Raw genomic sequence first — 17,862 nt, 5'->3', positions numbered from 1 at the left:
ATTCAATGGTATGTTGAGGTTTCGTTAAAAATGCTTGTTTTCTACACTGTTATTGCACAGTTGTTTAGTAGAGTTATAACCAGTATTTATAAACATAAAAAATTGGGGTGTAGCACAATGCAAATAAAGTCAATTATCGGCTTAATGGTCTCTTGTTCATTGTTTTTAGCAGGTTGTGATGACAGCACAGACAGTATAGCTGACGCGGTTATTGATACGGTAGAAACTGAAGTTGAAGATGTTATAGATAATATTGTTGCTGTCGACCCTTCTCTGTTTGCTCTAAATTCTCTTGAATCTATTGAAATGGTTGAGTGTACTTTGTCTAATGGTGATGCAAGTACTTGTTACTCGGTTACCGTAAATGGTTTTCCAGCAGATCGAAATGAACTAGGTCCTTTTTGTCCAGAAAGCACTGAAACAACCGCAGAAGATGCTGGTAAATGGTTTGATGGTGGCGTGTTATATGATTTAACGGGCTCGTTCGTGTCAAATCTGAGTGTATTTTATGGTGACAGCAAATGGCAGTTATACGACAAAGATACCGGTTTGGTTAATATTACTGACACCCAACTTGCTTGTGAGGCAGCAGCAAGACCTGATGTAGCTGCTGAATACAATAACTTTTGTGTGCAATGTGATATCAGCTATTACAACGAGGCTGCAGGTGAGGGCGTTTCTAGCACTTACTTAATTCCGGTAACGCCGGTGCTTCGAGATACCCCTGAAGATATTGAACATACCGATGTTGGGGTAGCATTTAACGGTGTCAATCTTGCCGCAGCAGCGCCAACACAAGCTATTTTAAGTGCATACACTATCGCTGCATTTGACGACTGCATTGGCCATGTTAATCCAGTTGCTGGTTATCATTATCATGGTGCCAATCATGGTGATGGTACTTGCCCTGCGATTGATTATGAAAACGATGGTCATGGCGGTGCTTTTGCTTATGCAATGGACGGTTTTGCAATTCATAGCATGCTTAACCAAAGTGGCGAAGAAGAAACTGATTTAGATGAATGCCGTGGGCATAGTGATGATAATCGTGGTTATCACTACCATGCAGCAGGTGCAGGCGAAAATACCTTTATTGGCTGCTTTGCCGGTGAGGTTGCAAGATGATAAAAGCTCACTTGAAATTACTCAATACGATGGCCATTTTAGTAACATTGTGCTTAACTTGCTTGCCTGCATTGGCACATGAAGAACATGTTTTCAAAGCGCCTTGGAATGCCTGCGCTGATGCGGTTAAAACGCAACAATGTTCATACACCAATGTTAATGGTGATTTGTTGAAAGGTACTTGCAGAGTGTTTAACGAGGCATTGATGTGTGTGAGAAATCAACCCATCATTGCCGCTGAAAATGTAACACTTAAAGATGTTACAGAAATAACGGTATCAGCAAGTCTCGATAAGCATGGCGGTCATTAGTTAGTTTATACAGTTATGTCCGCAGGATAGATAAAAAGCAGGTAATGAGTTTTCTCATTACCTGCTTTTTTGATCTTTCTTCATTTAACTTGCAAAGTAAATCAACTCGGGAAGAAGTCTATGGCCCAGATGGTGGTCATTAGCGCGACTTTTTCTGCTGGGAAGCTGATTGAACGTAATACCAAGGTTAATTGACGCTCTAACTTGGGGTTATTGAGTTCGCTTGATTTAATCGTTACCTTGCTGATATTGCCATTGGGTTGTATGACAATTTCAAACATCACTTTGCCTTTTAAAAACGGATCTTTTCGAAGTGCACGATTGTACAACGAATAAAGCCGCGATTTATTGGCCTCTAATGTTCGTCTTAATGCTGCTTCAGAACGTTGCCCACCTTGGCTAGCTTGACTGGCTTTTTCTGCAGAGGCACCTTGGCTTGCTAATACTTCCTCTTTTGCTAAGCGAATTTGTTGGGTTTGGTTGCCTGTTAACGACCCAGCAGCAACAGTTTTACTGATAGTTGATTTTGCCAAGCTGTCAGTTTGTTTATTGGCCGCACCAGCTAATAAATCACGTTTTACTTTGACTTCTTGAGACGTGGTTTGGTCAAGTTTGCGTTGCGCTGTAGGTTTAATATCAAATGCTTCGCGCATCGAAAAAAGCTCATCTTTCATCGCCGCTAAGCCTGATGTGCTGGCTTTCTCTTTTGCAGCGTCACGTGTTACTGGTTGAACAACTTGAGGTTTTACAGCTTGTTCAACAGACTTTTCTGGTACTTTTTCATCTGGTGGTGCAGGCTCAGGCTTTGGCAGCGGTTCTGGCTCAGGCGGTTTCACCTCTGGCCTCTCTTCTGCTTTGGCCGGTGGCGGTAATTGCTTTTCTTGCAAGATGATTTTTGCTAATTGCGGTGGTACTTGCTCTTTTACTTCACGTGGAAGTTCAATTTGTTCAAGCATGGGTACTACGACCGCAAAGACAACATAAATTAACAGCAACAACCACAAAATCTGTTTAAACAGTTTGTCTTGTTTACTGGGTTTAAATAAGTCGCCTAAATCATTAAAGCTCTGATTGGTTTGGTGATGGTGTAAGGTTGCTGTTGTCATATTAGCCCTCACCATTAGCTTGTTTTGCTTGTTGTTCAACCGCCAACGAAATATCTCGGTAACCGGTTGCAGCACAAGCAGCCATAATTTGCTTAAGAACAACATAAGGCGTGGATGCATCGCCAATAATGGTTACTGCCCGGCCATTTTGTTGCTCGGTTTCGCTAAGCTCGCTGCGTTTACTGGCTTGATAGGTCAATTCGTTGGTTAAGGCATTAATAAACTCAGGATTTTGTTGTTCGGTTAAGCCTATTTCATCAGTACCTTTTTGCCATATAGGGCGCTCTTGCACTAATACGGTGTCGGTAAACACTGTAATCACCAGGTTTTCAACTGGCAGTACATCTGCAACAGACACGGGCAAACTGATTTTTTCGATATTTTGCAGTACTCGCACTTCAGATTGATTCACAATTAAGAAAAACACCAAAATGGTAAAAATATCCATTAATGCAACAAGGTTGAGCTTACTGCCAGCTTTTAAGCGTTTGTGGTGTTTAGCTAATCTGCGGCTTCTTGCCGATTGCTTCATCATGGCTTAGCTCCTACTGGTTTTCCAATAGTGGCTTGTATCGGCTGAGCAGCATCGGCGTCATTAGTGGCCGGAGCATCACCTAATGAGATCATCGGAAACAGTTCCGCATCTACCAAATTGGCTGCCACTACCGCTTTAAATGATCGTACCGTGTCCATGGCGGACACGATGGTTTGATAGTCAACCGCAGGATCAAGTAACAATACGATGTCATTTTTTTCTATGCCTTGTTGCTGAAACGTCAGTTTCAAGTCTTGTAGATACACAGACAATGCGGCGAAATCATAACCTTTATCAGTCAGTTCAAACTGTTTAAGTGACATGCCTGCTGGGTAGTTTAGTGCTAAGCGCGCAGGGGTAATCACTAGTTCGAGTATTTTGGGCTCTTGATCATCTTGTGCTTGTTCTGCTTCAGACAATACTGGCAATTGCAGATTTAAAATACGCACTTGTGAGAACACCAAACTCAACAGGAGTACTGGCACTAACACAATCATCAAATTCATGAATGAGGTGATATCCAGTTCTGCGTCTTGGGTATTAGGGCGACGACGGCGTCTCATACTCATTAGCCTCGGTTGTTATCCGTTTGCTTGTTAAATGACAATGAATTGAGCAGTTTGATGCCTGCCATTTCAATTGAGTCAACGATGGTTGCCGTTTTAGTCTGTAGGCTTGAGTGAAATAAAATCAGCGGAATGGCGGTAATCAAACCAAATGCGGTGGTGTTCATCGCAACCGAAATACTAGAAGACAATAAGTTGGCTTTTTCAGCTGGATCGGCGCTAGCCACTGCCGAGAATGCTGCGATTAAGCCCATAATGGTACCTAATAGACCCAATAAGGTGGCGATGTTAGCGAGCGTTGCTATAAATGGCGTACGCTTTTCAAGGCGTAACATGTATTCCATCACGGTTTCTTCCATGGCGTATTCTACGTCTTCACGGCGACTTGCACTTGATATACGGGCAATACCAGACTGCAACACGTCAAACACAGGCGCTTTATGGTTTTGTGCATGCTGACTAATGGTATTGATGTCACCTGTTTTTAAGGCATTTTTAATCAGCGCAAAAGCTTGCTGGTTACTACGATGTGCAGAGCTTAAATATAACCAGCGCTCAATGGTAATGGCCAAACCGACCACTAACACTAAGGCGATAGGGTAGATAAATGGGCCGCCATTTTGTAAAAACGCAATGATATGGTCGGTAAAACTCATGTGATGTTCCTTCTCTTATTGTCGTATTGAACACTGGCGTTAATGGCTACAGGTGTTCAATTGTTTTTGTTAGGTATTACTCAGTTTTTGGCTAGCATGTTGTTTATTTAATGGCTTATTTAATGGCTTATTTAAAAGCTTATTACAGGGTGTTTATTGATTATTTTCTGGTGTGCCGTTGGCAAAATCCCTGACTTGTTGTCGAAATACTTTTGGATTGATAGGCCTAAACTCAGGCAGCGTCAGTCGCATGCCTTCGTTGTTAATGTCTATCGGATTATTGATCCCTTGCCATGGCATAATATAAAGCACTTTGGGTTGCTCTTGTGAGCCCGTCACTTGGCTTTGAATGACGACAGGTTTGTTGCTCGCAGGTTTCGCCGCTTGTTGCTTTTCAGTGTCATCATTGGCCGTAGCCTGAGCTGAGACACTCAGTAAACAAGTGGCTAAAAACAGCGGCAATATGCCAAGACAACGCGTTGTTTGAAACACTTTTAGCATGGTCATCTTAGCCTGCTCCATTAGCATTGTCGGGTGGTAATGTTAATCCTGCGCGTTGAATTTTTATTTCTACGCCAGCGAGCCAACGTTTGGCTTGTTCATCATTTGGCTGGTTAGCCAAATACGCCAGGTAATATTGGTGGGCTTGCAACAACTTACCGCGATATAACTCTAATAATATCGCCAAATTTAATTGCGCTTGTGGGTATTGAGGCCACAGAGTTAGCGCCGTTAAATAACCTTGCTCAGCCTGAGCATACTGGCCTTGTACCCTTGCTATATTAGCTTTAATTTGGTGCGCATAAGGATTGCTGTTATTAACCGCAATCGCTTTTGCGAGCAGTGCATCGGCTTGATCTAATTGCTGCTGATTTATCGCTATGATGGCTTTATTGACATAGGCGCCCGACAATTGAGGCTCTGCAACAATCACTTTATCAAACAAACTATTCGCCGCTTGCCATTGCTGGTTTTTCATTTGGCTAATGGCTTGCTGATATTGACTCAATACCGATGTGGGCACATCGGCTAACCGCTGTGAGGCTTGTTCAAGATACACATTACGGTTATCTGTTGAGCCAGCACTGATACTGGTGCTGTTATTGACACTTTTTGTATTGAGGCTAACTAAGTCGACAATGTCTTTGTCCATGCCCTTTAGGCTTGGGTCCGTAGTGGTTTGCTTGTTGGCGTAAGTGCCGCTAGGTGACGTACTACAACCGGGTAACAGCATAAGGCTTACTAGCGCGAATAGTGCCAGTTTCGGTGTCGATGAGGTAAATAATGACTTAATGGATAGCATCGATAACCTCATGCGTTAACTCTTGTTTTTGATAAAGGGCAGGGGACATTTGTGCCAAGCGTTCAAAGCTTTTTTCAATCCATTGATCAACAATATCATCCCATGCTCTTTGGGTATTGCTGATGTGAATTTCGATGGCTTTCTCTTCAAACGGGTAAGCCAGCTCTTCGAGTAAAATCTCGTACTCTTCCAAGGCTAATTCATCTAAGTCGCCAGGGCGTTGTGAGCTCATCATGTCGGCTGCAAGTTGGCGATACATTTCAGCGAGGTTATATGTTGCATGAGGAACGTATTTGGCTAATTGAAAGTCGAGCACTTGTTGATAATAACCAATGGCTTTTTTCATCGTATCTTGTTTGCGCTTCAAGCTTTTTTGCAACGGTGCGTTGAGTTTAATTGCCGCAAAACTGCGTTGTTCAGCTTCACCCAAGGAAAATGCTGCGATAGAGGCAAGTTCAATTTGACGAGCTTGAATGGCATTCGCATCTTGCTGCAATTGTTTGCGATCAAAGCTTAGGATTTGTCTAAACCAGTAATATTGCTTATTAGCTTCACCGCTTTGGCGGTAAAACTCACTCATTTTAAAGCGAACCTCTTGTGCTACATCAAACGGTTGTGGGTAGGTTTTAGCATAAGTTCTAAAGGTGCTGAGTGCGCTACTGTTATCGCCTGCTTTTAAATAATACTCCGCCGCAGTGTATTGAGCTTCACGCTTTAATGCGCCGGGCTTTTCATTGGCGACAATGATCAAAAGCTGCTCGGCGGCTAAATCCCATTGGGCTAGTGCTTCATAGGATTGAGCTAATTTAGCTGGAATGACCGCGCTAAACTCATGGTGTGGATAACGTTGCTGAAACGGTTTTAATACGTCGACCGCTTCTTGCCAGCGTTGTTGTTCAAGCAATAAGTTTGCTGCATCGAGTTCGGCATTAACCGCATATTTTGATTCGGGCACTGCCTGAGCAACGCGTAATAACTGGCTTACGGCTAATTCTGGTTGTGTTTGTTTAACCGCTTGAGCCTGGAAGTAAATGCTAGAAGCTAACAGGTTACGCATTTCTGACCACGAGTCAGTGCTCTTGTCTGTGTATTGCAGCGCTAAAATGTAACCCTCTTCAGCTTGCGCGTATTGCTCTTGCTGATACAAGCTATTGGCATAAAGCTGGCTGACAAACTGCACTTGCTTACGGGCGGCGTCTGACAACGGCGTGGCATTTTGCACTGAGCTTACCGCATTATTGATCGTGTTAATGCCGTGGGCTTGTAATACAAAATCAGTAAAGTATTTAAGGTCGGTGTAGTTTTTAGCATCAAACGAATATTGGGCGGCGTTACTGGCGAGCTGTAAGGCACGTTCGTCAGATGGATACTGATTGATAAAGTCTTTATCTAGCTGATTACGTTGTGAAATGAGTGTAGTGTATTCATCAGTATTACTTTGACCACTTTGTTTTTGTTGGTTCTGACCTTGTTGGCTTTGATCATGTTGCGAAATGATTTCGCGTATGGTGACGGTTGTTGCGTAAGCCGATTGCTGTTGTATCTTACGTAAGGCTGCCGACGTTGCTGTGGTGTCATAGGCAATGGCGTAATAACTGGCAAGTGCTTGCTGATATTGTTTGGCTTCAAAATTGGCGTCAGCAAACAAGTACTCGTCATTAAGAATATCTTTAGTGAGTAACGTGCTGGCTTGAGGTAATTTGGCCAATTGTAAATAGGTGTTTAATGCGCTGGCAGCCTGTGCGAAAGCGCTAATTCGTTGTGCACCTTGCTGAGTTTGTGCATCGGCATACAAACGGCGGCTATGCTCGTCACTAAAGCTAAGCAGTTGTGGTAATAACTCTGCTTGCTGCGCTGTGCTGGCATTTACCCAAAAAGTGCTGCTAAGACCATATTGATTAACATAGTCATTTTTCAGCTGATGCATTGCTGCAAACTTGCCCTGACGCTGATAAAGGTCGAGCAAATTTAGCGAATAGCGAGCTGCCCAGATATTATCTGGCGCCAAATCGATGTATGCCTGATAAGTTAGTTCTGCATCGTAGTCGAGTTTTTTGTCGAGTAAAAATTGGGCCAAATTGGCAAATAATACATGCTGATATAAGTTGATATTCGGCAAGGATTGATTCGCGTTAACTAAGGAAACTAACGACTGAGATTGCAGTTGTTGGCTTAAAGAAATGCTCAATACTCTTTGGGTATCAATCGCCAAATTTTGCGCGCGACTGCCGAGCTTTTCAAAAGCAAAGTTGTCGGAGGTTAAGTTTGCAATATCACGATTACTTTGCTGGCCGGCCACTAAGGCTTCAAACACTTGCAAGAATGCTTTGTCGGCATTGGCAAGTCGATTGAGTTTAAATTCAGACCAGCCGAGCATATATAAACTGTTCAGTTGGTATTTTTGATTATCATTAGCGGTTAATACTTGCTGATATGCTGTAATGGCTGCAGAGTAATTCTGTAAGTTGTAATAGATTTCACCGCGTCTAAAGTTAAGCTCGGCAAGATACATTGTCTGCGGATAGTATCGCAGTAATGATTCAACTTCAGCCAAACTCGCATCCAATTTACCCTGTAAATCGAGCGCTTTAGCTAATTGATATTGTATGTGTTCGTTTTCAGGTCGTTGCGGATAACGCTGCAATAATTGTTGATATTCGTTAACTAATTTTTGCAGTGCCGCATCGTTTTGAGTCAACTGAGCTAGCACTTGACTGTCTGGTTGCGACTCATCATCGAGGTCTGCATAAGACTGGGCTTCAAATGATTCGGTATTGATTTGCGCTAAGCGATATTCAACGTGCGTCCGGATTTCAGGATCGGGCTCAAGTGTCAGCAATTGTTGATAAATATTAGCCAACTTGGCACTGCGTTGAGTTTGGCTCATTTCAACACTCGCCACCGTTTCGCTGCTGCGTTTGTTGGCCAAATCGCCTAAGCTAGTGCGTTTAGCTTGTTGAGCATAATCAGCCTGCCCACTGCTAAAGCACCCCGATAATGCAATACCACTGATTAAGATTAATACGCCTGATAAATAAGCCGATACTGACATTAGCGCGCTCCTTGTGCAGCTGACTCAACTACAGTGGAATCACTTTCAGTCGATTTGTTTACCGCCGATTCGTTTGCTGAGAAGGGATTGATTGGCGCAGTGTCTGCTTGTGACATTTGTTCTAATACATTGGCCATTTGGTGGCGAGTGGTGAGCAGTAGTTGCTTTAACGTATATTGTTGTTGCTGGGTAAAAATGCTCATTTTGCCACGAATATCTCGGTCGGTTTTGTCACGCAGTCCGGTAATATTAACGTTCGTGCTGTTAATGTCGGTTTGGGTTTGTTGTTGACGTAACTCAAAGTCAGATAACAAGCGGGTGTTACTCGACAATGCACTAAATCGATTGGCTTGTCGTTCAAGCTGTTCAAGTTGTGTTGTTAATTGCTTCAGGCTTTTTTTATGCTGCCAAAGTCGTTGTGGCAATGTTTGCTGTAATTGCCACTGCAACACCCCTTTAATCCTATCAAGTCTTTGTTGTTCGTCGTCGATATTACGTTGAGTCGCCAATGTCGTTAACCTGGCTTGGCTGGCATCAATACGGTCTATCCATTGTTGCTTACTTGGGTCGGCAAACACTTGGGCATTTTGTTCAACTTCTGCTTGATCAATAATCTTGGCAATACGTTGTTTTTGCTCTGTGAGAGCGTTAATCATCTCTGTGTAGGCGAGCTGTTTTTGTTGTTCAATGACGCGGGCTTGGCGCTGGGTGTTGAGGGCTAAGGTGTCCTTTAACCATTGACTGTTAATCTGTTGTTTTTGCACATTGTCGCTAAGTAAATCAAGGCTTAATAAGGTGTGATAATCGGTCGCTAATTGCGGGTCATTTAAGGCTTTTTTTAGCCAAGGCGAATCAGTGCTAAAACGCTCGGTAAGGACAAGCTCTAACGCGTCAGACTTGGTTGCCAAGGAAGGTGTTTGTTGATCTACTGTCTTACTGGCAAAGTCGGTGACATTGCTAATGGTGCTAACTGTTTCTGCAAACCCTTTTATCTCGACAATTTTTTGTAAATACAGCTGTTCAGCTTGCTGATACAAGGTTAATCCTTGTGCTAAAGATTGCTGCTCACTGACTTGTTTTGCCGTTAACAACGCGGCTTGCCAGGCTAAATTTGAGTAGGGGTATTGCTGCTGCAATAGCGATAGCAACTTAAACGACATGTCATAGTGCTGTTGTTGCTGGGCCGAGTAGGCAAATAAAAACAAAGCGGATTCAGCATAAGGACTTTGCTCAGGAAAATCGCTCAGTTCGTTATAGGCTAAATCGTATTGTTTATTGGCGACATACAACTGTGCCAACAGTAACTTTGCATAATCATTGATGGCCTGTTGTTGCAACAAGGCGTCTTTAACTTCTGGCAATAACTCATCGTTATCGTCAAAAATGTCGGGCTCTACAAAAGGGTTAAACACTTGCTGCCAAAAATTAATTTTGGGTGGCTGCCATTGTTGGCTTTTAAGCTCGATCAATATAGGTTGTGCTGCACTGTATTGCTGCTGCTTCATGTGCAACAACGCCTGGTTTAAGGCGATGTAAGCGACAGATGAACTCGCTGGTGGCTGCTCATCTTCTGATGTTGATTGTTGCTGTATTTGCGCGGTTAGCGGCGGCGCATCTGGCCAATAAGCTAATTGATTTAACACATGATATTGCTCGACATAATCGGGCAGTAATGTGGTGATTCTGCCTAGTGTGAGTTTGGCCGCATCAATGTCGCCTTGTTCAATTTGTTGTTCGCTGAGCTGCAACAAAGCGATTAATAATAATTCAGTTGGCGATGTGGCTGACTTCGTTTTGCTGCTATTGGTATTAGTACTGTTATTCGCTGTGGTTTGGGTCGAAGTATTTGCTTGTTGTTGTTCAAATTGTGCCAAGGTTTGGGTGGCTTGCTCGTGCAAGCCAATCGACACTTGTAGTCCGGCTTCGAACAATTGGCTGCGATCAGAATAGATCTCTTTGCGTTGACGGTTGAGGCTAATTTGCCTTAATGCTGCGCCATAATCGCCAGCAAAATAAAAGTACAATGCTTGGCGGTAAAATTTATCTTCTAGATCGGTTTTAGGCGCAGTTGCACTTACAGAGTTTTTTATTGATTTTTCTGCCGCTTGAAGCTCGGTAGTGTGCAAGAGGGTTAAGCAACTGCATAGCATGGCTGCACAGCCCAAAACTCGTGTGAGTGGGTTACCGATGTGAGCTAGCATAAGGCTAAATGATTGAGTGTTAACGGCCATTGTTGTTTACAATACCCACTGTTCGACTTTGATATCAGCCCGATAGCTTGATTCACTGTCTTCGACTTTGAGTTCTATCATTACTGTTTCATCGGTTTTATCAAAATTATGGCTAATGGCCCGTTGCACTGTACGACCTTCGGCATCATTGCCAGTAAATATTGCGGTTAGCAGGTGAGGGCCCATTTTAAGATTACCCAGGTAAATACGCTGAATTCCACCTTGCTCTAATGCTTTGCGTTGACGTTCGGTATATAAAAAGCCGCTAACATTATTGTCGTCAATTTTTAACTCAACACTGTCGAGTTTGAGAAATCGGCCCACATCAACCGACACAAAAACCGCGATTTGGGTGCTGGCAGGAAACAATAAATCTTCTTCTAAAATAAATAGATCGCGATTGAGTTTTAGTACTTGGCTTTTAATGTCTTCAAGCTCGCTGGCTAATGCACCATTGCCTTGTTTGGTATCTTCAGCTTGGGCTGGTAATGCAAATAAACCAGCAATCAGTAACGTTGCTGCGAATAACCGCGTTAAAAAAGCACCCCATTTACGGTCGGTAGTCATAGTTATGGCCTTGGCAATTACGTTGTTAAAAGTATCAATATTTAGGGCGAGCAATTAAAAATACACGCTGACAAAAGCACGGATTACATTGGCAGAGAACCCATAAAACGGTTCGTTGCCCACTCCGCCATCTGCAGTAGGGTCTCTAAAGTTATTGTATTGAAAGTCAATATAATCCCATTGCAGCGATGCTTCTGAACGAGTGTCGCCAAACGATACCGAGGCGGGTAATTGATAGGTAATGCCTATCCCGTAAGTGATGTCGCTAAAGTCACTGAGTTCTTTGTCGCGTGCAAGGTAGTTTTGCGCGTCGCGATAAGGAAACAAGTCACTGTAAAATTCAGCTTGAGTTTGCTGGTAATAACGCACTTTAAATTCTAATTCGATACTGTCGCCTAGTGGATGTCGATATCCAAGCTCTACATCACTGGCGCTGATTTCCCAGCTGTCGTTAAAGTGGCGGTAATGAAAAAACAAGGCTGCGCGATAAGGTAAAAAGTAACTGGCCGAGAACTTTGCTGCAAACGAGTTGCGGGTTTCTGGGTACACTTCTGCCTGATAAGCCACACCAGATGGAACGCTGTTGTCTATGTATCTCACTGTGCGGTATGGGTTATTTAAATAGCCGCTGTCTGCTATAGCTTCAACGTTAAAGCTTGCGGTAAGGTTGCGGGTTAATACTTGATTGATGCCAGCGCGAATCCGATATTGCTCGCTTTGCTCTTCAAACTGGTCGTCACCATTGCGGCGAATCTCATTGTCGCCATAAGACAAACCCAGATTTAAATTGGTTAAATCGCCAAAGGTGTCTTGTGACACATTGATGCTAAATGATTGGGCTAAATAATCGTCTTCATCACTTTGACGCAGGTTAAACGACATCAAGGTTTTGTCATGCAGGTATTCAACCCCAAATTGTCCTTCGTTACGCTTTTCTGTGTACGCACTGGCAGTGCTGATAACGTCCACAGATGCGGATGAAATACTGTCTAAATAATAATATGCGGTAAATGCGACCGATTCAGAGGTCTTTTTTCTGAGTAACACTGACGGGCCATCAATGGTCATGCCGCCGCCTTCGTAGCTGTGATACAACACGTCAGCGCGATCAGGATCGAGCACTGCAGCTTGGGCAGACAAGCACGTCATACTGACAAGTAATGCCGTGAATAGCTTAATGCTTTTATTGAGCAAATTAGTTACAGCCACAACCACCACCTCCGGTTCCTTCAGCGCCACGGGCCGATTCACGACCTTCAAGTACGTGAGCCATATGCATGCTGGCACTTGGATGGCGATTTAAGCGCATGATGGGGTCGGCTAAATTTTGACGCTCGTAAGGTTTAACCCAAGGCTCAATGCCCATACTCGTGCAGCCACTCAAAGTAATTAAGCTTAATAGCGCAATGCAATTAAGCGATAAAGCAGTGATACGAGGAGATAAGGTTTTTTTCATCAATTTACTCCCTAATCAGCTGTTTAATAGCGGCAGCATACTTTTTATCAAAGCCGTCTTTATAGCCTTGAAATACAAAGCGCACATTACCATCGCGATCAATAATCACTGTGGTTGGCATGGCTTCAACTTGATAGGTCTTAGACAAAGAATTGGTTTGGTCGAAAAATATTGGGAAACGTAAATCAAGATCGGCTAGAAAGTCTTTGCCTGCTTGGTTTTCTTGTTCAACATTAATGCCCCAGACTTGAACGCCGAGGTCTTGATACTTGTCTTGTAATTTTTGCAAAATCGGCATTTCTTTACGGCATGGTCCACACCAAGATGCCCAAAAGTTGATCAAGATAATCTCGCCACGTTGCTCGGCTAAATTGAGGTTAGTCCCTTGCTGGTTTTTTAAGGTGAAGTCGGGTGCAGCTTGGCCAAGCGTGAGCGCCTGTACCTGCATCGACAACAATATTGCACCTAATGCAATAAGACATTTACCACTAAATCGACTGAACAACATTGTATTTCCTTATTGGTTTTTCACTTTTGCTACTCGAATATTCTATGGTCTCTTTTAACGACCACTATCGAGGTGGATTAAAAATAGAACGACACACCCGTAGCAAAATTCAGATTATGGGTTGTTTTAGACGCGCCAGTAACCTCGGTATTAAACAGGTAATCACTCATGCTTAAATCCCATGCTATCCAGTCGGTTAAAAATACCCGGTAGTTTGCTGTGAGGTTGACGGTAAATTGCTCGTCACCGGCAAACTCGGTACTGCCGCCACCTAATTCAATCGAAAACACACTGTTAAACACTGTGTCTTTGCTGAAAAAGATCTCACCAGGCAGTAGGTTATAACCAATGTTTAAGCCGTAGTAAGTTAACTCGCGCTCAGCATCAGTTAACAATGGCGCCGCATTAGACAATTTTTCAAAACTGGTTTCACCCGCTTTGGCTTGGGCATAACGCGCTTTGACATAAAAATGTTCGCTGATGTGATAACCCACATGCGCACTTATCCAAGGGTTTGATTCAAAATCTTCAATCGACAAAATACCGCCTTGAATACCCACTTCAACGTTTTCAGTATCGATAACATCATCAAGCACAGTGCGACGTTCTACATCGGCTTTGACGGTATTAGGGGTATCGTCTGCGGCAAATGCTGCTGAGCTTGGCATTAATGCGGTCAACGCTAAAGTACTAGCAGTGAACAAAGGCACTAAAAAAATACGCTGAATCCTATTTTCCATGTTTGGATCTCTTCATTTTCATCTCGGTCGGTTAAGGCTAACGAGAGTTTATATTCGGCCCGTAATAAAAAGTTACGTGCAAGGTGATATTTAATGCCAGCTGCCGCACTCATTATGGTGCTGCGGCGCGCTTCGGTGTCGGCTAACACACTATGGGGTTCGGTATTAATGATCCCCGCGCCAACGCCAATGTATGGCACGACAATTAACTCGGGTAAAAGTTGGCTAAACAGCATGACTTCAAATACATCACTGTCTGAAATACTCCCCAGTGCTTTACCTGCTGATATTTCAGCGCTAAATACTGGGGTAAATGCATAGCCCGCATAAATATTGTAGAAGTTGGCCCCTTCTAAATCGCCGTACATTACACCGGCTTCAATTTGGCGATTGATGACGTCTTGTTCTGTTATCAAGTTAGCATTTATAGCTTGGCCATCTTGGGATAAACCCTTTAGGTTATCTTCATGAAACCAGCCTTCAACGCCACGTTTGTTTAGTACTTTTAACCAAGACGTTCGCTTAAGCAACACCGTTACCATTTCGTTTTGCTCGATAACTGAAACCACCGGATAGCCATCACTTGGCCCTGAATGCAGCTCAATAAAGGGCACATCAATCCGCAAGCTTGGGTTGTCGTCGGCCTGTAATACGGGGCTTAAACACAGTATTGTCAGTAGCAAAAAGGTGTTTCGTAAATATGTTTGCATAATTCCCTATCGCAAAGTCATGAAGCAAACCTATGGTTTTGCTTGTGGCATGCTTTGTTAGTCCTGTGAGTAAAATGGCGTGTTGTAATATTGCGCGCCAATGTCTAACCATTCGTTAAGTAATTTGAGCTCATCGGCCGACAGCATATTTTGATGGGTGGTGTTATTCATCACCTCAAAAAATGTGTTACTTGAACGCGCGCCATTAGTCGATAAAATTGCCGGCACATTGACTGTGGTTAACACCGGGATAGGGTTACCGTCAGCGTCAAGAATAAGCTCACCATTACTGTCTACTTGATAAACTACGTTGCCATCGGCATCAAGCACTTCAACTAATTTGTCGATTAAAATACCATCGACTTCTTCTTGCTCAACATCGTTAAAAAACAGTTCACGGTATGAGGTTAAGTGTGCAGCTTGATCGCTCGAAGGTGAATTGATTAACGACAACTGTCCCGCAGGCACTTGCGCCGCGCCATCGGCATCGACGATATTATGGCAATTGGTACAAGTGTTATCGGCAACGATTATTTGAGTTGTTGCGTCTATAACGGGTCGAGCTAAGTCCCACAGCGGTTGAATATGTTCAACATAATTGATTTGAATGCGGCAATAGGGCGTCCAATTGTCAAAGCATTCGCTGCCATTAGGCGCCGGTGTGGCCAAATTACTGTAACTGTATTCAACATTTGGATTAACGGCAGACAATACTGGGTTAGTCCAAATATCTTGATATTTAATACTGTCGCTAAGCTCGGCAAGGCCATTGACCATTTCATTGGCTTCGGCCATGGTTTGTCCTTGCGCAGGAATGATATTGCTTGTGGCATTAGGGTAGGCAGAACCACCCGCGGCTCCGGTATTAATGCTAGGGGCTTGGGCGTCGAGTCGGCCATGAGGCAGTTGACTGTTAGCAGTATGACAGCCGGTGCATTCTAGGGTTTCACCCGGCGTTAACGTGATCCATTGATTGTGGCGTCCGCCAATACGCTGACCATTGATATCTAACACACTGATGGCCAATGGGACATTAGCAGGCACTTTTATTTTGACTGAACCATCGGGTTGAATTGGGCTATAACCGACAATTTCGCGCATGAGTTGGTTATTACTGCGGCCAAAATCGGTATTGGCAATGTCTCTAACATCGTCGGGTGGCATGGGAACACCACGCACAATCCGTAAAAAGCGAGCCGGTAAGTTGGCTGCGGGTGTTTGCGATGGGTCACTTAAACGGCTAATACCACCTACGTTGGCAGTGGTGTCGATACCATCAAAGTCATATACGCTGCGAATGTGGATAGAACCAGCCAATTCTTGACTTAGCTGTGAATCAAGTTCGTTGCCGACGACCTTGTCCGCGATAAAGGTTTTTGGTTGTGCGCTAGGTTGCATCACCACCGATTCGGTTAGCACCGTCCCTTGAGCTGTTGTGGCCACCAATTGTTGGGTGTTGTTGGCATTGTTGAGTAGCCATAGCTCGTATAAGGGATCGGCTTGAATCAGATTATCGTCAGCGAGTTGCTCCGCGGTGAGTTGACCGCAGGCGCGGACGATGTCATTTACAACAACACGACACAAATCCCAACTCATTAAAAAGCGCTGGCTGTTATCGGGTAGTGGGTATAAATGATTGATTCTACCTGTTTCTGATAATGCGGCAGAAAATGAGAAGTTAAATTCTGATAACGTGGCGTCTGTAATCGCTTCGCCTTGCGCGCCAGAATTGGCAGTGGCTTGCTGGGCATCAATGTAGTCGTCAATATTAATCAGCACCGGACGTTTTTGAATCCTGGTGTCGTCCTGTGATGAAAGCAACATCAATATTTCGCCGCTAGCTAATTGTTGTGGCTTGATAAAATCAATCGCTTCGGTTTGGCCGTCAAGGGTCAATTGATGCGAATGCCAGCCAAATACTAATTCGTTTTCTGTTCCGTCTGGATTCATACGGTACAGGTTAATTCCGTGGTCGCCGCCCATTCGATCCCAGCGGCTGTATAAAATCTTTCCGCTTTGCAGAACCAATGGGTAAAAGTCATGGCTTAAGTTAAAGGTTAACTGCTTAATGGCGCTGCCGTCTGGGTCCATTACATGGATGTTAAAGGTTTCATTAGCACGGCTTTCATCTAATGCTGTGTATTGTGGTTTACCTTCATCAAGCAAAATTGCCCGAGATAAACGCTGCCTGCTTGAGGCAAATATAATTCTGCCATCGGGCAAAAACGCCGGCATTAAATCATCGCCTTGCTCTGCCGTTATGTCACTGCTGATGATTCGTTCTAAGATTTGGCTTGCTACCGTATAACGCCAGATGTTCCATTTAGGTTGTTCATCGTCGTCAACACCGTCGATTTCAGGTGCGCGAATGGCCATAAGCAGTTGTTGACCATCATCTGACACCGACAAATCGCGAATATCAATAAGCTGATCAGTGCCAAACAATGTTGTCGTTAAATTGGTTGCTGGAGAGTCTGCAAATGCATTTCTTTTAATTAGCAGTTGCGCGCCAGGATTAAAATGGCCTGGATTAAGATCTTCAAATTGTGCAGGATTTTGATCGACCGCAGTTAAATTACGCTCAATATAAGCCACAGGATATTCAACAAGAACGGGATCAGGCTGTTGATCTTTAATTGCTGTTTCGGTGTTACATCCCAATAACAATGTAATTACCGTAAACATCATAATGTTATAGCCCAAAGTCGGCCTCATTTGTTTTCCTTAACGATTTATTATTTTTGTGAGTATCATAGCAAAACCCTATTGCGGCTGACATTATTGCTTTCTAGGCCCAGTGTTTCAACATTTTTTATTAAATATTTGAATACTTTATTTTGACACGGCAAGACGCTTTTTTGGCGCCAAGTTATTGGCTGCAAGTGTCAAAAAAATTAACAAAATAAAAACTTTTAATGTGAGCCGTTGAATGATTTAATCAGCACCATTCGATTTTTATCATGTCCAAATATCAATTTCAGTTCAATACCAGGCAG

Annotated in this window: 17 protein-coding genes; 2 read left to right on the top strand and 15 right to left on the bottom strand. The window is 43.5% G+C overall.

Going from position 1 to position 17,862, the window contains the following annotated elements; genetic code table 11:
• Nucleotides 1-117: 117 nt before the first annotated feature.
• Nucleotides 118-1,125 (top strand): YHYH protein, encoded by a 1,008-nt coding sequence (locus tag AAEY97_RS02630; RefSeq protein WP_350996339.1) that lies wholly within the window; start codon nucleotides 118-120, stop codon nucleotides 1,123-1,125.
• Nucleotides 1,122-1,436 (top strand): hypothetical protein, encoded by a 315-nt coding sequence (locus tag AAEY97_RS02625; RefSeq protein ID WP_350996337.1) that lies wholly within the window; start codon nucleotides 1,122-1,124, stop codon nucleotides 1,434-1,436. Before AAEY97_RS02630 ends, AAEY97_RS02625 begins: the two co-directional genes overlap by 4 nt.
• 101 nt (nucleotides 1,437-1,537) lie before the next feature.
• Here the strand turns inward: AAEY97_RS02625 and AAEY97_RS02620 are convergent, their stop codons facing one another.
• From AAEY97_RS02620 to AAEY97_RS02550, 15 genes are all read right to left on the bottom strand, one after another.
• Nucleotides 1,538-2,542, bottom strand: coding sequence for an AgmX/PglI C-terminal domain-containing protein (locus AAEY97_RS02620; RefSeq protein WP_350996334.1), 1,005 nt, complete (start codon nucleotides 2,540-2,542; stop codon nucleotides 1,538-1,540).
• Nucleotide 2,543: 1 nt separating this feature from the next.
• Nucleotides 2,544-3,077: an ExbD/TolR family protein gene (locus AAEY97_RS02615; protein WP_101087747.1), complete on the bottom strand. Its 534-nt coding sequence runs from the start codon at nucleotides 3,075-3,077 to the stop codon at nucleotides 2,544-2,546.
• Nucleotides 3,074-3,640 carry a biopolymer transporter ExbD gene (locus AAEY97_RS02610; protein WP_101088193.1) on the bottom strand — a complete coding sequence of 189 codons (567 nt, stop codon included), beginning with the start codon at nucleotides 3,638-3,640 and terminating at the stop codon, nucleotides 3,074-3,076. The genes AAEY97_RS02615 and AAEY97_RS02610 overlap by 4 nt, the downstream gene beginning before the upstream one ends.
• 5 nt (nucleotides 3,641-3,645) lie before the next feature.
• Nucleotides 3,646-4,299, bottom strand: a complete 654-nt coding sequence (locus AAEY97_RS02605; protein ID WP_162022681.1) for a MotA/TolQ/ExbB proton channel family protein — start codon at nucleotides 4,297-4,299, stop codon at nucleotides 3,646-3,648.
• A gap of 153 nt (nucleotides 4,300-4,452) precedes the next feature.
• Nucleotides 4,453-4,806: a hypothetical protein gene (locus tag AAEY97_RS02600; protein ID WP_350996331.1), complete on the bottom strand. Its 354-nt coding sequence runs from the start codon at nucleotides 4,804-4,806 to the stop codon at nucleotides 4,453-4,455.
• Between the two features lies 1 nt (nucleotide 4,807).
• Entirely contained in the window at nucleotides 4,808-5,602 is a 795-nt protein-coding gene (locus tag AAEY97_RS02595; RefSeq protein WP_350996329.1) for a tetratricopeptide repeat protein, read from the bottom strand.
• Entirely contained in the window at nucleotides 5,589-8,654 is a 3,066-nt protein-coding gene (locus AAEY97_RS02590; protein ID WP_350996326.1) for a tetratricopeptide repeat protein, read from the bottom strand. Before AAEY97_RS02590 ends, AAEY97_RS02595 begins: the two co-directional genes overlap by 14 nt.
• Nucleotides 8,654-10,885, bottom strand: a complete 2,232-nt coding sequence (locus AAEY97_RS02585) for a tetratricopeptide repeat protein (RefSeq protein ID WP_350996323.1) — start codon at nucleotides 10,883-10,885, stop codon at nucleotides 8,654-8,656. The genes AAEY97_RS02590 and AAEY97_RS02585 overlap by 1 nt, the downstream gene beginning before the upstream one ends.
• A 6-nt stretch (nucleotides 10,886-10,891) precedes the next feature.
• Nucleotides 10,892-11,452, bottom strand: coding sequence for an AraC family transcriptional regulator (locus tag AAEY97_RS02580; protein WP_101087753.1), 561 nt, complete (start codon nucleotides 11,450-11,452; stop codon nucleotides 10,892-10,894).
• Between the two features lie 54 nt (nucleotides 11,453-11,506).
• Entirely contained in the window at nucleotides 11,507-12,661 is a 1,155-nt protein-coding gene (locus AAEY97_RS02575; protein WP_350996320.1) for a DUF3570 domain-containing protein, read from the bottom strand.
• A complete protein-coding gene (locus AAEY97_RS02570) occupies nucleotides 12,648-12,908 on the bottom strand; it encodes a DUF4266 domain-containing protein (protein ID WP_137226525.1) in 261 nt (86 codons plus the stop codon). Before AAEY97_RS02570 ends, AAEY97_RS02575 begins: the two co-directional genes overlap by 14 nt.
• Nucleotides 12,909-12,912: 4 nt before the next feature.
• Entirely contained in the window at nucleotides 12,913-13,416 is a 504-nt protein-coding gene (locus AAEY97_RS02565; protein WP_101087756.1) for a TlpA family protein disulfide reductase, read from the bottom strand.
• Between the two features lie 77 nt (nucleotides 13,417-13,493).
• Nucleotides 13,494-14,156, bottom strand: a complete 663-nt coding sequence (locus AAEY97_RS02560) for an outer membrane beta-barrel domain-containing protein (RefSeq protein WP_194956126.1) — start codon at nucleotides 14,154-14,156, stop codon at nucleotides 13,494-13,496.
• The gene (locus AAEY97_RS02555) at nucleotides 14,126-14,866 is read right to left on the bottom strand and encodes an outer membrane beta-barrel protein (protein WP_162022689.1); all 741 of its coding nucleotides are present in this window, start codon (nucleotides 14,864-14,866) and stop codon (nucleotides 14,126-14,128) included. Before AAEY97_RS02555 ends, AAEY97_RS02560 begins: the two co-directional genes overlap by 31 nt.
• Before the next feature lie 57 nt (nucleotides 14,867-14,923).
• A complete protein-coding gene (locus AAEY97_RS02550) occupies nucleotides 14,924-17,581 on the bottom strand; it encodes an HzsA-related protein (protein WP_350996315.1) in 2,658 nt (885 codons plus the stop codon).
• Nucleotides 17,582-17,862: the final 281 nt, after the last annotated feature.

Origin of the sequence: Shewanella sp. TB7-MNA-CIBAN-0143 (genome assembly GCF_040310065.1) — a bacterium.
Classification (GTDB): Bacteria; Pseudomonadota; Gammaproteobacteria; order Enterobacterales; family Shewanellaceae; genus Shewanella.
This window is presented reverse-complemented; position numbering and strand designations above follow the sequence as displayed.

Excerpts from the sequence above, each read along its gene's own strand:
- AAEY97_RS02630 (WP_350996339.1), top strand. The coding sequence starts at position 118 with ATGCAAATAAAGTCAATTATCGGCTTAATGGTCTCTTGTTCATTGTTT.
- AAEY97_RS02625 (WP_350996337.1), top strand. The coding sequence starts at position 1,122 with ATGATAAAAGCTCACTTGAAATTACTCAATACGATGGCCATTTTAGTA.
- AAEY97_RS02620 (WP_350996334.1), bottom strand. The coding sequence starts at position 2,542 with ATGACAACAGCAACCTTACACCATCACCAAACCAATCAGAGCTTTAAT.
- AAEY97_RS02615 (WP_101087747.1), bottom strand. The coding sequence starts at position 3,077 with ATGATGAAGCAATCGGCAAGAAGCCGCAGATTAGCTAAACACCACAAA.
- AAEY97_RS02610 (WP_101088193.1), bottom strand. The coding sequence starts at position 3,640 with ATGAGACGCCGTCGTCGCCCTAATACCCAAGACGCAGAACTGGATATC.
- AAEY97_RS02605 (WP_162022681.1), bottom strand. The coding sequence starts at position 4,299 with ATGAGTTTTACCGACCATATCATTGCGTTTTTACAAAATGGCGGCCCA.
- AAEY97_RS02600 (WP_350996331.1), bottom strand. The coding sequence starts at position 4,806 with ATGACCATGCTAAAAGTGTTTCAAACAACGCGTTGTCTTGGCATATTG.
- AAEY97_RS02595 (WP_350996329.1), bottom strand. The coding sequence starts at position 5,602 with ATGCTATCCATTAAGTCATTATTTACCTCATCGACACCGAAACTGGCA.
- AAEY97_RS02590 (WP_350996326.1), bottom strand. The coding sequence starts at position 8,654 with ATGTCAGTATCGGCTTATTTATCAGGCGTATTAATCTTAATCAGTGGT.
- AAEY97_RS02585 (WP_350996323.1), bottom strand. The coding sequence starts at position 10,885 with ATGGCCGTTAACACTCAATCATTTAGCCTTATGCTAGCTCACATCGGT.
- AAEY97_RS02580 (WP_101087753.1), bottom strand. The coding sequence starts at position 11,452 with ATGACTACCGACCGTAAATGGGGTGCTTTTTTAACGCGGTTATTCGCA.
- AAEY97_RS02570 (WP_137226525.1), bottom strand. The coding sequence starts at position 12,908 with ATGAAAAAAACCTTATCTCCTCGTATCACTGCTTTATCGCTTAATTGC.
- AAEY97_RS02565 (WP_101087756.1), bottom strand. The coding sequence starts at position 13,416 with ATGTTGTTCAGTCGATTTAGTGGTAAATGTCTTATTGCATTAGGTGCA.
- AAEY97_RS02560 (WP_194956126.1), bottom strand. The coding sequence starts at position 14,156 with ATGGAAAATAGGATTCAGCGTATTTTTTTAGTGCCTTTGTTCACTGCT.
- AAEY97_RS02555 (WP_162022689.1), bottom strand. The coding sequence starts at position 14,866 with ATGCAAACATATTTACGAAACACCTTTTTGCTACTGACAATACTGTGT.
- AAEY97_RS02550 (WP_350996315.1), bottom strand. The coding sequence starts at position 17,581 with ATGAGGCCGACTTTGGGCTATAACATTATGATGTTTACGGTAATTACA.